Source organism: Leeuwenhoekiella sp. MAR_2009_132, assembly GCF_000687915.1.
Lineage (GTDB): Bacteria > Bacteroidota > Bacteroidia > Flavobacteriales > Flavobacteriaceae > Leeuwenhoekiella.
In genome coordinates this window covers 1,250,388-1,264,527 of sequence record NZ_JHZY01000002.1, presented here as the reverse complement: position 1 = coordinate 1,264,527, position 14,140 = coordinate 1,250,388, and the positions used below count along the sequence as shown (strand labels likewise).

The window sequence follows — 14,140 nt, the reverse complement described above, 5'->3', positions numbered from 1 at the left end:
AAAAGGTTGTTTCACACAAAAATAGGGGTTATAGGTGTTAATTAACCCTTAAAAAAAGACTATGATTTACTTAAATTATAATTCTTTTTAAGAATTATAGAGTTCTAAGATTGTATTAATCTTAAACAACAAATCCCACCAGAAACTGGTAGGATTTGTAATTCTAAAAGAAAATCTATTTAATTGCGCAACTCTAGTTTATTCAATTCTTTATAGTTACGGTATAACCTACGTAATAAAATACCATAAAGCAATTTATAGAACAACCAGAATAAACCTATTATTAGTAAAAACATACCAATAAAAGTAAGTATAAAACTTAATGGTAATGTCTGAGTACCATCTTCACCTTGTACATAAATTTCTTGAATTTTTGGGCTATAAATTGCAGAAGCGACGAAGACAATTACCCCTATGACAAAAGCCATTACCAGATTATAGATTACATAGTAATTTACGGTTTTGCGTACTTTTAAAATACGCTTCATAAGTTTACTTGTATTCTCGGTGGTTTGTACTTCTTTATAGTTTTTGTAAAATATGTAGATGAAATATATTAAAATACAATAATGAACGAGTGTTGCTATTATTTCAAATTCATACAGATGCAACTCTTTAAGTGAGTTTAAGCTTTTAGTATTAATCGTAAACGCATTAATTACGGTCCAAAATAGGAATTCAATTATTGAGATATATAAAATCCACTTCATAATAGAAGAAGACCGTTTATGAATCATTTTATAAATAGATTCTATATTCACTTTAGGAAGGTCGGCCTCCTGCCGTTTCCAGTCTTGTTTTAAAAATTCAAGTTCGTCCATCTGCTGCTACACATTTAATAAGTCTTTCAACTTGCCTTTTACACGATTCATTTTAACCCTTGCATTTACTTCGGTTATACCTAAAGTTTCTGAAATCTCGCTGTAGGGTTTATCTTCGAGATATAAAAAAACCAGCGCTTTGTCTATATCGCTAAGCTGGCGTATTGCTGAATACATAAGTTTTAATTGTTCTTCTACGGTATTATCATATTCTGTACTCGCAATCTTAAACATAACACTGTCATAATCCTGTGTACGTACACTACGTTTTGATTTACGATAAAGAGTTATTGAGGTATTGAGTCCCACCCGGTACATCCAGGTACTAAATTTTGAGTCTCCTCTAAATTTAGGGTACGCCTTAAATAATTGTATTGTAATCTCCTGAAACAAATCGTTATGTGACTCCTGATCGTGCGTATATAATCTACAGATTTTATGTACGATATTTTGGTTTGCTTCAAGCTGGGTTACAAATTCTTTTTCAAGTTTTGGATCCAAAAGCTAATTGTTAGTTGCCTATTTGTATTGATAGCGGGTAATATGTTACAACTAAAGCTAAATAAATAATAAAGATTAAACGGTTTAGCATCTGTTAAGTAACTTTACTAAAACTAGCAACTATGAATATTCCTAAAACTCAGGAACCACGTATAGTAATTATAGGCGGAGGTTTTGGAGGGATTAATCTTATAAAAAAACTCAAGAAAACAAAATACCAGGTAGTTTTACTTGACAAGCGAAATTTTCACACCTTTCAACCGCTTTTGTATCAGGTTTCTACATCGGGTCTGGAGCCCGAATCTATCGCATATCCCTTACGTAAACTTATACGCAATCAAAAAAATATGCATTTCCGCCTTGCGGAAGTAAACCATATAGATACTACTCTTAAAAAAATACGTACAGATATAGGTGATTTAAGTTATGATCATCTCGTAATTGCCACGGGAACGCGTACAAATTTCTTCGGAAATAAAACCATCGAGGATAATGCAATCTGGATGAAAAGCCTTCCGCAGGCATTAAACATACGTAGTTTAATGTTTGAAAATCTGGAGCGTGCAAATCGTACTGAAGATCCCGTAAAACGAAAGGAATTATTACGTTTTGTAATTGCAGGAGCAGGACCCACCGGTGTTGAATTGAGTGGAGCCTTAGCAGAATTACGCTCTAATGTATTACAGGCAGATTATCCTGATATGGATACCAGTGAGATTGAAATACATCTTATTGAAGGTGCAAACCGAGTGTTACCACCGTTTAGTGAATACTCATCAAAGAAAGCGCATAAGTTTCTTGAGAATATGGGCGTAACTATTCATCTAGAGACGTTTGTTGCTAATTATGAAAATAACCGCGTTACCACCAAGGGTGATTTAATTTTAGACACAGCAACATTTATCTGGTCTGCCGGGGTTACAGGTGCTTCTATTTCCGGCTTTGAGGAAACTGCATTACTGCCTAAACTTAATCGTTATAAAGTTGACCGTTATAACAAAATTGCAGGATTTAAAGATATTTATGCAATAGGAGATATTGCACTTATGGAAACTGAAGCTTTCCCTAAAGGGCATCCTCAAGTAGCACAGCCCGCAATTCAGCAAGGAAAAAATTTAGCGACAAACTTTAAAAATATGCTGAAGAATAAGGAGTTAAAACCCTTCAGTTATTTTGATAAAGGGTCTATGGCAACTATAGGTCGTAATAAAGCCGTTGTAGATATAGGTAAAATACATTTTGGAGGCTTCTTCGCCTGGTTTATCTGGATGTTTATTCACCTGTGGTTTTTAGTTGGTTTTAGAAACCGTGTAGTGACCTTTTTTAACTGGACGTACAGCTACATCAACTTTGACAAAGCTGCACGTTTAATCATAAGACCTTTTAAACAGAATAAAATTATTGCGGAAGAAGATTAGACACTCCTATCTATTTCAGAGTAATTGTATGTTTTATTTAATACCCTCTGTAAATTCTTTAATTTCTTTAAAACGCGTACTTAAAGGCCAGAAAAACTGAGTCACCATAGGTACGTGTTTTTTATTTAGCGTAATGAGTTTAGCCTGCGGCTGAAATTCTAGAAGTTTTTGATGAAAAAGATCATTATAATAATATAATGAGGGGATGGTCTTAGTTCCTAAATAGGTTAGAATAGGAGGGGTGTTCTCATCGAGAAAATAATAGGGTGAAGCATTACGCCATTCTTCAGGATTTTTAGTCCAGGTCACGTCATAGTAATCTTCACCTGTAGGCGGATTTTCCTGTAGATATTTAAACTGATCAAGTGCAGCGGCATCGTCAAAAATAAGGCCCTTTACAAGTGAATCATCATTTAAATATTTTGGATTCATAGTCGCTAAAGCGATTAAATGACCTCCGGCAGAATGTCCCATTAGAAAAATGCGATCTGGATTACCCCCATAGTTAGTAATATTTTCTTTCGTCCATAAAATAGCTTCGGTAATTTGTTGGGTCATTGTGTCGTAGTTAGCAAAAGGACTCAGGGTATAACCGGGAATTACGGTTACGTAGTCGTTTTTGGCAAAATTACGACCTAATACAGAGTAGGTATTTTTTGAACCGCTATTCCAATTGCCGCCGTGTACAAAAATTAGTACGTCGTGCTGCTTTGTTGAATCTTTAGGCTGAAAAATATTAAGGGTAGGTTCTTCAGTTGAAGCTGAATATTTAGACTTTAAGTAATTTATATCAGTATGTTTTACTGAAGAACAACTGGTAACAAAAACTGCGACTACAAGTGATGCGGCTAATCGAATCGATTTCATATCTAGAAGGTAAATTTCTTAAAAGTTCAAATTACGTAATTAACCGAATAGATTCAGCCAGTTTTAACGCCTATTAACTTTCAAAATTTAGATTGGTTTAAAATAAATTAATATAGCGCTTTCAGGTTTTTAAAATAATTATCAAAGTCTTTAAAATCAACTTTGCAGACTATTTTAAGTCTATATTTTAACATGCTGAATTTGAATTTATTATATCGCTGTTTTACTATTTATAAGGATTAGAAATTCAGCTTAATTTTTAACTATAATTTTAACGCTTAAGCATTAATTTTTATGAAAAAGGGATTGAAATTCGTTATACATTAGTGGTATTAAATACGATTACAATGGCAACAAATAAGTCATCTAAAAAGGCTGCTCCAGCTAAACAGGCTACTAAGCCTGCTGCTGTAAAGCCGGTGAAGACTGCTTCTAAAAAGAAGTAATCTTTAATATCTAAGGGCATCCAGGATGCAGCCGATATAATTAAAATTAAACGCCGCCTAAAAGCCGGCGTTTTTTTATTCTACGTTAGGCAATGTGGCACTTTTTATAGCACCTAAAATACCTAAACCAGAAAGAATTGCGATTATACCTTCTACCGAAATCAATGCAGCTAAAGCGCTAATACCACCGGTTATTAAAAGAATAAAACCTATAAGTGTATTGCTTACTGCAACGTAATCTGTACGGCGATTGCCTTCAGCCATATCTACGATATAAGTTTTTCTACCCAGTCGTACGCCTTGATGTGCAATGCCTAAAATAAAAAAGGCTACGGGGTAGAGCCATACCTCATCACGCCAGGCAGGTATAAACTGAATAATTCCAACAATTAGTAAGCCTAAACTTGCGGTAAGAATCGCAGAATAGGTCATTACTTTTTTACTTGATTTATCAGCCATTTTGCCCCAAACTGGAGCACTTATGATAGATGCGACCCCATTAGCAATTATAAACAAACCGAGTAAATACGCTTCTTTACCCACATAACGTTGCGCTAATAGCACATAGAAGGGAGCGGTGAGAGCAGAGCACAGCAATAAAGATCTTGTAATTACAAAATTGCGGAATTGTTTATCTTCTTTTAAAAGACTTAATCTGCTTAATGCTTCCTTAAAACCGTTTTTACCTCCTTCAGTCTCACCGGGAAATTCTTTAATATTTGCATAAATAAGCGCTGCAATTAGCCATAACGCTGAGGCGAAAAAGATGAGATAACTGTAAAATTCAATGCCCACATTTTCTTTTGATTTATAAAGAATAAAAAGTCCGGCAGCAAGAACTAAAATTCCACTTACTGACGCAGTATACCCCTTTAATTTTCCACGCTTTTGCTTGGGGATTGTTTTCCCTAAAACATCTTTAAATGCAATAGAACAGAGGCCGCGTGCCAGACTAAAGGCTACTAAACAAACTATAATGAGCCAACCGGCTGCGCTACCTTCAAAGGATAAAGCGACAAAGCCTATACCGGCAATTGCTATAAATTGCAATACAGAACCCAAAACCCAAACATATTTGCGCACCGGTTTTTGTCTAATATAGTGCGCTATAAATAACTGCGGAAGCATAGAGCCTGATTCTCGTATGGGTACGATAAAACTTATAAGCATAACGGGAGCATTAACATAACTCATCACCCAGGTTAGAACTGTTTTAGGGTTACTTAGCGTATCGCCAAGTGAGGTAAGCATATTACTTACAAGCAATAAAAAATAATTTTTAGGAGTCTCCTTACAAGCCTTGTCGTCTATGGCCTTACACGTTCTTGCATCTTCTTCGTCGTTTAGATAATCGTAGAGCTGCTCAAGATTAGATTCTTTAGAATTCATTGAGGTTTTAAAATAAGTCTATAAGGGATTTATAACAGCTTAAAGCTAGAACTAGTATTCGCAAAAAAATTAAAGATCTGGTGAATTTAATCAGTTGAATTTGATTTTAATAGCGGTCTTAAAACCGGAAAAACATTAGCTGCAAGTATTTTATGTCCTTCTGCGGTAGGGTGTATTCCGTCAGCCTGATTTAAACGTGCTATACCGCCTACATTTTCTAGTAAAAATGGCACTAGCGCTATATTGTTTTGTTCTGCTAAGTCATAAAAAAGAGCTTTAAAATCTGCAGTGTATTCTGTACCTAAATTAGGAGGTAGTTGCATACCGGTAAGTACAATTTTTGCAGTAGGTTTTTGAGCTTTCACCTCATCTATAATGTATTGTAGATTTGCTTTAGTTTCAGCAACAGGAATACCACGCAAACCATCATTAGCGCCTAATTCTAAGACAAAAATATCAATGTTTGTTTCTAAAATCCAGTCTAATCTGTTTTTACCCCCAGAGGTGGTTTCCCCACTAATACCCGCATTTACTACTTGATATGAAATACCCAGACTATCTATTTTGTCTTGTATTAATCCCGGGAAGGCATCGTCAGGGTCGTCAAGCCCATAACCTGCGGTAAGACTGTCTCCAAAAAATAAAATTGTTTTGAGTGTCGTATCTTTTTCTACACCATTAGATTCAGTAGTGCTAATACTATCTGATTGTGTTTCAGGCTGGGATTCATTTGTATTTTTACAAGATGTTGATGCCATAAATAGCAAAAAACAACAAAACATTAACAAGGTTTTCAAAGTGATCTAATTTTTAATTAATTGCAATTGGTTATTTTCCGCAAAGCGGAATTTAAGAAACAGAAATCAACGTATTTTGTTAGTTTCTGTAAGGTTTCAGACTAATAGTTGGTCAAAATAATTCTTTGTTACAAACAATCACGCAATGACTTCCATATTAAAGATTTCAAATTTAGAAAAAAGCTATACTAGTGGCTCTAAAAAGCTCACTGTACTTGAAGATATTAACTTTAGTATAACAGAAAAAGAGACTTTTTCTATCGTTGGCCCATCAGGAAGTGGTAAAACAACGCTTTTAGGTATTTGTGCAGGCCTCGATAAGCCAGATTCGGGCACGGTAACGTTAAATGGTACTGTACTTAGTAGTCTTTCTGAAGATGAACGAGCAGCGCTGCGTAACAAATACGTAGGTTTTGTTTTTCAGGATTTTCAGCTTTTGGCAACGCTAACAGCATTAGAAAATATTGCAATTCCGTTAGAATTACAAGGTTCTAAAAATGCATTATCTAAAGCAAAAACGCTTTTAGAGAAAGTAGGTTTAGGAGATCGGGGAAACCATTATCCCTCTCAATTATCTGGAGGTGAGCAGCAACGTGTTGCACTGGCTCGAGCATTTGCAAACGATCCTAAAATATTATTTGCAGATGAGCCTACCGGAAATCTCGATGCAGAAACCGGTGAAAAGGTAGTAGAATTACTTTTTGAACTCAATAAAGAATTAGGTACCACCCTTGTGTTGGTTACTCACGATATGGATTTGGCAAAAAAAACACAGAACATTCTTACTATAAAAGGGGGTAAAATAGCAAGCTTAACAAATACAGTCCATGTCTAAATCTATTAAGAATCAGGCAGGAACCTACTGGTTATTTAAAATGGCCTGGAGAGATTTTAGGGCAAGTGCAGGAAAGTTAAGTCTGTTTATGCTTTCAATTGTTCTGGGTATCGCCGCTATCGTTTCTATTCAGTCTTTTGGAGAAACGTTAAAAACAAATATTGCGCTGCAGTCTAAAGGTTTAATGGGTGCAGATTTTAAAATAGATAGCGACAGCGAACTTACAGATGAAGCTTTATTTATCGTAGATTCTCTGGGAGGTGCAGACGCAAAAGAAATTACGTTTGCTTCTATGGCATTGTTTCCTGCCAATGAAGCTACAAAACTCGTTCAGGTACGTGGTATTTCTAAAGGGTTTCCTTTCTACGGAAAATTAGAAACCACACCGGAATCAGCTGCTATAAATTATGAGGAGCAACGAGGAGCATTAATTGATGCTACCGTGATGTTACAATTAAATATTAAAACCGGCGATAGTATAAAACTAGGGGCTGTAACCTTGCCGGTATTAGGAGCATTAAAAGCCATTCCTGGAAGTAATGCAGTATTCAGTGCAATAGCACCACCGGTCGTGATTCCTTATGAGGTAATTGCAGAAACCGGACTTGTGCAGGTGGGAAGTCGTATTGATTATGAATATTATTTTAAATCACCTCAAACTGATTTGACTAAATTAGAATTAGCTGTATCAGATCGTTTAGACGCAGTAGAGGCAGATCTCGACACCCATTTAGCAACAAGTGAACGATTGGGAAATCGCTATGCTAATTTTGGTAAGTTTTTAAATCTGGTAGGTTTTATTGCTTTGCTCTTAGGCTGTGTAGGGATTGCCAGCGCCACTACGATCTATATACGTGAGAAATTAAAATCTGTAGCCGTTCTTAAATGTCTGGGCGCTTCAAATAAACAGGCTTTTCTTATCTATCTAATACAAATAGCCGTTTTAGGTCTTGTGGGTGGTATTTTAGGAACACTTGCCGGTTTGTTTTTACAGCAGCTATTTCCGCTACTATTAAAAGATTTACTCCCTGTAGATGTAACATTAACGTTCTCGTGGCTGGTTATTGTAATGGGAATCGTAACCGGTGTTTTTATGTCTGTACTTTTTGCGTTATACCCATTGCTAAACACCTTACAGGTTTCTCCGCTTCAGGCATTACGAGTAACAGAAACGGGTACACTATCGCGTAAAACAGCACTGGGCGTAACCCTTGCAATCCTTGTATTTGTATTCTTATTTGCACTTTGGCTATTGCAAGACTGGAGGTATGCCTTAGGATTTTTGGCAGGTATTTTAGTCACCTTTAGTATTCTGGCAGGAATAGCACGTGTATTTATGCGTGCACTTCGTCGTTATTTTCCCACTTCGTGGAGCTTTACCTCGAGACAAAGTTTACGTAATTTATTCAGGCCAAAAAATCAAACAGTTATTCTTATTCTAGCTATTGGCGTGGGTTCTTTTTTAATAAGTACGCTCTATTTTACAAAAGACATTTTATTAGCTCAGGCCGCTTTAGATGGTAATACCGAAAGTGCTAATATGATTTTGCTCGATGTGCAAAAAGACCAAATGGCACAGTTGGTAACTACTTTAGAAAACAACGGTTTAGATGCTTTAGATCAAATACCCATCGTAACAATGCGGGTTCAAAGTATTAATGGTAGAACCAATACAGATCTTAAACTAGATAGTACAAGCCAAATAAACAGATGGATTCTTAATCACGAATTTAGAACCACATATAGGGATTCGCTAATCTCTTCAGAGGTTTTGCAAGAAGGAACATTTACAGCGCGAATGACTCCTCAACTTAAAAAAACTCCTATTTCGGTGAGTGATAATTTTGCACAAGATGCTCAGGTAGCACTTGGAGATGAAGTTGTTTTTAATGTGCAGGGCAAATTAATAACTACAACAATAGGCAGTATACGTACCGTCGACTGGAGTAGAATGCAATTAAATTTTTCAATAGTATTCCCGGCAGGAGTTTTAGAAAATGCGCCACAATTTGGTGTAATTACTACAAATGTGGCTAATGATAAAGCTTCCGCAGCTATACAGCGTGTGTTAGTGACAAAATATCCTACGTTATCAATTTTAGATTTACGACAGGTACTTAATGTTATTGAAGAATTGCTTACTAAAATTAGCTACATTATTAATTTTATGGCATTTTTTAGTATTCTAATAGGTATCATTGTCCTTTTAGGAGCGGTACGTACCAGTAAATTTCAGCGTATACGAGAAAGTGTTCTTTTACGTACGATGGGAGCAAAGGGTCGTCAAATATTAAAAATACAGGGCTTAGAATATTTATATTTAGGTATTATAGGTTCTTTGTCGGGTATACTTTTATCCTTAATAGGCAGTTTGTTACTGGCATATTTTGTTTTTGATACCAGCTTTGTTCCCTCGTGGATTCCATTTTTTGTTTTACTACCGGGAATCACACTTTTAGTTTTAGCGATAGGCCTCAGTAACAGTAGAAGTGTTATTAAAAGTTCGCCACTCGAAGTACTGCGGAAAGCTTAAGGATAATCTAAATCAATCTTTTTACATTATTTAAATATCAATTTTGGCAGAAGGTATAATGTTGATTATACACTTATGTTTATAAAACTTTTCTATTTTTACGAAAAACTCAATACATCAAAATTGTAGAATGACCTCGATCACGTTGAAAAGATGAAGCAAAAAAAGGAAATTACCATTTATGACATAGCCAAGAAGTTAAAATATTCTACTTCTACAATTTCCAGAGCTTTACGCGATCATCATTCTATAGGAAAATCTACAAAAGAGCTTATTAAGAAAGAAGCAGAGAAGATGGGGTACAGGCCAAATTCTCTTGCTGCAGGTTTACGTAATAACCGGAGTAAAACTATAGGGGTACTTATATCGCGCATTAACAGACCCTTTATGTCTTCGCTAATTAGTGGGATAGAAGACGAGGCCAAAAAAGCAGGTTATACTGTTATTATAATCCAATGTAATGATAGTTATGAAAGCGAGGTACAAAATGCGAGAACGCTTTATGATATGCGTATATCAGGTATAATTACTTCACTATCTATGGAGACAGTTGATTATAGTCATTTTGAGCCTTTTTTACATCAACAAATACCTATAGTATTTGTTGATCGCGTACCAGAATCTTTTCCGTCCTACAATATTGTAATAGACAATTATGCGTCGGGTTATAAAGCTACAGAGCATTTAATTAAAAATGGATGTAAACGAATTGCACATTTTGCTGGTTCTCAAAATCGAAATATTTACAAAGAGCGCAGAAGAGGATATGAAGATGCGTTAAGAGCATATGACTTACCGGTATTTGAAGAGTTGATCATTCAATTTGAAACCTTAAGTGCTAAAGAAGGTAAGAAAGCAACAAAACAGTTGATGAGTCTAGAAAATCCGCCAGATGGTATTTTTTCTTCAAATGATACTGCAGCTGTAAGTGCCATCCAATACGCAAAAAAGAATCAAATAAAAATTCCTGAAGATCTCGCTATCATTGGTTTTAATAATGATCCTGTTTGTTCAATAATAGAACCGGGTCTTTCATCGATTACACATCCTGCCTCTAAGATGGGCAAGTTATCTGCAAAATGTATTTTAAATCATCTTGAACATACAGAAATTGATACCACACTTACACAGGTAACGATTTTAGAAACCGATTTAATAAGTAGACAATCTTCAATAAAAATCTAATACTTCAGACTTCATTTACGCAACAATCGGTTGTGTAGCTTTTAATATTGATATTTAAAGAATAAAAAAATTCAGACTTTAAAATTAAAATTTTAGGGTGCTGGTATTGAATGCTCTGTACTTTGTTTCTAAGGAGTAATTAAATTTTTCATCTAGGTTAGCTTGAAGAATTCATTTAAAATGTAAAAAACACATTTTATTTACGCAATCGATTGTGTAGTCCAAATATTTTGTTAATTTTGGAATTCAGATAAATGAGTACGAGTTCAAAACCAATTAAAATTTAATTTTTATGAAACAACAAATACCCATAAATCGAATTCTTTCGATTTTTATTTATTTGGGCTTTGCATTAGGACTGCAAGCTCAGGATGTAATTAAAGGTAAAGTGACTGATGCTAATAAGTTACCTATTCCTTATGTGAACGTAATTGAGAAAGGTGCATCTAACGGTGCTATTTCTGATATTGACGGTAATTTTTCTTTAGAAGTACAAAATAAAGCTACTGCAGAACTGGTATTTTCTTCTATTGGTTTTAAAACGCAAACGATTTCATTAAACGGAAAAACAACTATTGAGGTCGCCTTGCAGGATGATGTAGCATCTTTAGATGAAGTTGTGGTTGTTGGGTATGGTACTCAAAAACGTAGTGATGTAACCGGTGCGGTTGCAAGTGCAAACTTAGAAGCTTTTGAAGACGCCCCTAATACAAACATAGCACAAAGCTTACAAGGTACGGTTCCTGGTTTAAATATTGGTCAGGTAAACAGTGCAGGTTCTACACCAGAAATTTCAATTAGGGGTACAAGTACGCTAGGTGGTAATCGTGATGTACTAATTATTTTAGATGGTATTCAGTATAATGGTTCTCTTTCTGCATTAAACCCTAACGATATTGCATCTATAGACGTTTTGAAAGATGCAAGTTCTACTGCGGTTTATGGTGCTCAGGCAGCTAATGGAGTTATTTTAATTACCAGTAAAACAGGAAAACGTAATCAAAAACCAAGAATAACGATTTCTTCATCATACGCAACTCAAGGACCTTCAGAAGATCTTAGACCTATGCGAAGAACCGAATATCTTGATTTTATAAATACCCAATTGTATGATATCGCATTTTTAGGTCCAGACTTTACAACGCCTAATCCAGATTTTACAGGTTATTTTGGAAATGGGAACGGAATCAATCCTAATTTTGAACTAGAAGACCCAGACAATCCAGGTCAATTTAAAACTACAGATTATGACTGGTGGGAAGAAGGTACTCAGACAGGTTTTGTGCAGGAAAATAAAATTAATGTAACCGGTGGTTCTGACCGCATTAGTTACTTAATGTCTGTAGGTTTGACAGAGCAGGAAGGTTATATTAAAAATGATAATTTCTCCCGAAAGAGTGTGCGTGTGAATCTTGATGCAGATGCAACTGACTGGTGGAAAGTAGGTGTTCAAACCTTTGGATCATTTGTTAAGCAAGACGGTGATGAGCCAAGCCTATCTCAGTTAGTAAATATGTCGCCGTTATTAGTGCCACGTGATGAGAATGGTGACTTAATACCTAACCCTGCAGGTACTATTGAGCCTAACCCTTTTTTAGGATCAAATACTCAGGATTATGAGCGTCACGACTACTTTTTTGCTAATTTATATTCTGAAATTAGTTTACCATTTATAGATGGTCTGAAGTATAGAATCAATTTTGGTAATAATTATAGAATTGATAAGGCTTACGGTTCAAGTATCTACGCCGCAGGTCAAACTGGTGATGCTGGTAAATTTATACGTTTTTACAAAGATTACACTTTAGACAACATATTGTCTTACAACAAGGTTTTTAGAAAACACGATATAGGAGCAACCTTATTATACGGTGCAGTAGAGCGTAGGGACGAAACTACAAATGCATATGCTTCAGGTTTTGATAGATTATCATTAGGCTATAATGATCTTAGTGTAGGTGCTCTTCAGTTTGTAGGGTCTTCTGCATATACAGAGCGTTTAAATTATCAAATGTTTAGAGCAAACTACAAGTTTGATGACCGTTATATTTTAACAGGAACAATACGTAGGGATGGTTTTTCGGGGTTTGCAGATAATGAAAAGACGGCATACTTTCCATCAGGTGCTTTTGGTTGGAGTGTTTCGAATGAATCTTTTATGCAGAACGTAGATTGGGTAAATAACTTAAAACTTAGAGTAGGTTATGGTGTAAGTGGTAATCAAACTCCACGATATACATCTTTAGCTCGTATAGGTACTCGTGCTGCATATGTTTTTGGAGATGGTTCTGGTCCTGCTTTTGGACAAGAGTTAAACTCTCTGGCTAACCCTAATCTTAGATGGGAAAAAACAGCCGGTTTGAATTTAGGTGTTGATTTCGCATTATTTTCTAATAGATTAACAGGTAATATCGACGTGTATGATAATATTACAGATGATCTACTATTTGCGATACGTATACCTTATTTAACAGGATTTAATCGTATTCAAACAAATGTAGGTAAGCTTCAAAACAAGGGTCTTGAGATATCATTAACTGGTGATATTATACGTACTCAAAATTTCACGTGGTCTATGACGGGTAACTTCTCTACTAATAAAAATGAAATCTTAGCACTAACCGGTGAAGACGCAGATGGAGATGGTGTTGAAGATGACCTTATACAAAGTGGATTATTTATAGGAGAATCTATAAATGCAATTTACGGTTATGAAGTTAATGGTATTTATCAACTAGGCGAAGAGAATATTCCTGAAGGATATCGCCCAGGAAGATATAGAATAGTTGATCAAAACGGAGATGGTGAAATTACTCAAGCTGATGATCGTAAGATTTTAGGTACCAGAGATCCGGCCTACAGATTTTCAATTTTAAATACGTTTAGCTATAAAGGATTGAGCTTAAGTGTATTTATCAATTCAATTCAAGGAGGTAATGATAATTATTTAAACTATAATGATAATTCGGTATTTAGAAATGCAAATACACTTTATCAAAACAGATTAAGTGGTATAAGCTATTGGTCACCATCAAACCCTGATGGATTGAATGCTTTATCATCAAACAGTTCTGGGATTACCGGTGCAAGACTTGAAAGTAGAAGTTTTGTACGCCTGCAGGATGTTAACCTAAAATATAATTTTGATAGCGAATTCTTAGATAAGCTTTCTATAGCAGGCTTAAGCATTTTTGTTAGCGGTAAGAACTTAATTACCTGGACAGATTGGAATGGTTGGGATCCAGAATTTCAAGATACTAATAGAAACATTTATGGTGTAGGATTAGGAAACGGTGGTAGACCATTAATGAGAGGCTATTCCTTAGGAGTGAACATATCATTTTAAAA

The 14,140-nt window shown here is 35.3% G+C and carries 11 protein-coding genes; 5 read left to right on the top strand and 6 right to left on the bottom strand.

Features of this window, described 5'->3' with window-relative positions; translation table 11 throughout:
• Positions 1-179 precede the first annotated feature (179 nt).
• Together P164_RS05545 and P164_RS05540 are read right to left on the bottom strand one after the other, a co-directional pair.
• Positions 180-821: a hypothetical protein gene (locus tag P164_RS05545; protein ID WP_028375454.1), complete on the bottom strand. Its 642-nt coding sequence runs from the start codon at positions 819-821 to the stop codon at positions 180-182.
• A gap of 6 nt (positions 822-827) precedes the next feature.
• Entirely contained in the window at positions 828-1,322 is a 495-nt protein-coding gene (locus P164_RS05540; protein WP_028375453.1) for an RNA polymerase sigma factor, read from the bottom strand.
• A gap of 122 nt (positions 1,323-1,444) precedes the next feature.
• Here P164_RS05540 and P164_RS05535 point away from each other — a divergent pair, with 122 nt between their 5' ends.
• Entirely contained in the window at positions 1,445-2,740 is a 1,296-nt protein-coding gene (locus P164_RS05535) for an NAD(P)/FAD-dependent oxidoreductase (protein WP_028375452.1), read from the top strand.
• Positions 2,741-2,773: 33 nt separating this feature from the next.
• On the opposite strand, the gene P164_RS05530 is transcribed toward P164_RS05535, so the two are convergent.
• The 4 genes from P164_RS05530 to P164_RS05515 form a co-directional block, all read right to left on the bottom strand.
• Complete coding sequence (locus P164_RS05530; RefSeq protein WP_028375451.1) at positions 2,774-3,607, bottom strand: alpha/beta hydrolase; 834 nt, start codon at positions 3,605-3,607, stop codon at positions 2,774-2,776.
• A gap of 316 nt (positions 3,608-3,923) precedes the next feature.
• Complete coding sequence (locus P164_RS18650; protein WP_159106005.1) at positions 3,924-4,073, bottom strand: hypothetical protein; 150 nt, start codon at positions 4,071-4,073, stop codon at positions 3,924-3,926.
• A 55-nt stretch (positions 4,074-4,128) separates the two neighbouring features.
• Entirely contained in the window at positions 4,129-5,442 is a 1,314-nt protein-coding gene (locus tag P164_RS05520; protein ID WP_028375450.1) for an MFS transporter, read from the bottom strand.
• An 86-nt stretch (positions 5,443-5,528) separates the two neighbouring features.
• Positions 5,529-6,200, bottom strand: a complete 672-nt coding sequence (locus tag P164_RS05515; RefSeq protein ID WP_234405820.1) for an arylesterase — start codon at positions 6,198-6,200, stop codon at positions 5,529-5,531.
• 184 nt (positions 6,201-6,384) lie between these two features.
• Here P164_RS05515 and P164_RS05510 point away from each other — a divergent pair, with 184 nt between their 5' ends.
• The 4 genes from P164_RS05510 to P164_RS05495 all read left to right on the top strand — a co-directional run bounded on the left by P164_RS05510 (position 6,385) and on the right by P164_RS05495 (position 14,138).
• On the top strand, positions 6,385-7,074 hold the full coding sequence (locus tag P164_RS05510) for an ABC transporter ATP-binding protein (protein WP_028375449.1): 690 nt from the start codon (positions 6,385-6,387) through the stop codon (positions 7,072-7,074).
• Entirely contained in the window at positions 7,067-9,607 is a 2,541-nt protein-coding gene (locus P164_RS05505; protein WP_028375448.1) for an ABC transporter permease, read from the top strand. Before P164_RS05510 ends, P164_RS05505 begins: the two co-directional genes overlap by 8 nt.
• Before the next feature lie 153 nt (positions 9,608-9,760).
• Entirely contained in the window at positions 9,761-10,792 is a 1,032-nt protein-coding gene (locus P164_RS05500; RefSeq protein WP_028375447.1) for a LacI family DNA-binding transcriptional regulator, read from the top strand.
• Positions 10,793-11,084: 292 nt separating this feature from the next.
• Positions 11,085-14,138: a SusC/RagA family TonB-linked outer membrane protein gene (locus P164_RS05495; protein ID WP_028375446.1), complete on the top strand. Its 3,054-nt coding sequence runs from the start codon at positions 11,085-11,087 to the stop codon at positions 14,136-14,138.
• Positions 14,139-14,140 lie beyond the last annotated feature (2 nt).

Bases quoted from the DNA above. Each gene is read 5' to 3' on its own strand.
- P164_RS05545 (WP_028375454.1), bottom strand. From the start codon at position 821: ATGGACGAACTTGAATTTTTAAAACAAGACTGGAAACGGCAGGAGGCC.
- P164_RS05535 (WP_028375452.1), top strand. From the start codon at position 1,445: ATGAATATTCCTAAAACTCAGGAACCACGTATAGTAATTATAGGCGGA.
- P164_RS05530 (WP_028375451.1), bottom strand. From the start codon at position 3,607: ATGAAATCGATTCGATTAGCCGCATCACTTGTAGTCGCAGTTTTTGTT.
- P164_RS18650 (WP_159106005.1), bottom strand. From the start codon at position 4,073: ATGCCCTTAGATATTAAAGATTACTTCTTTTTAGAAGCAGTCTTCACC.
- P164_RS05520 (WP_028375450.1), bottom strand. From the start codon at position 5,442: ATGAATTCTAAAGAATCTAATCTTGAGCAGCTCTACGATTATCTAAAC.
- P164_RS05515 (WP_234405820.1), bottom strand. From the start codon at position 6,200: ATGGCATCAACATCTTGTAAAAATACAAATGAATCCCAGCCTGAAACA.
- P164_RS05510 (WP_028375449.1), top strand. From the start codon at position 6,385: ATGACTTCCATATTAAAGATTTCAAATTTAGAAAAAAGCTATACTAGT.
- P164_RS05505 (WP_028375448.1), top strand. From the start codon at position 7,067: ATGTCTAAATCTATTAAGAATCAGGCAGGAACCTACTGGTTATTTAAA.
- P164_RS05500 (WP_028375447.1), top strand. From the start codon at position 9,761: ATGAAGCAAAAAAAGGAAATTACCATTTATGACATAGCCAAGAAGTTA.
- P164_RS05495 (WP_028375446.1), top strand. From the start codon at position 11,085: ATGAAACAACAAATACCCATAAATCGAATTCTTTCGATTTTTATTTAT.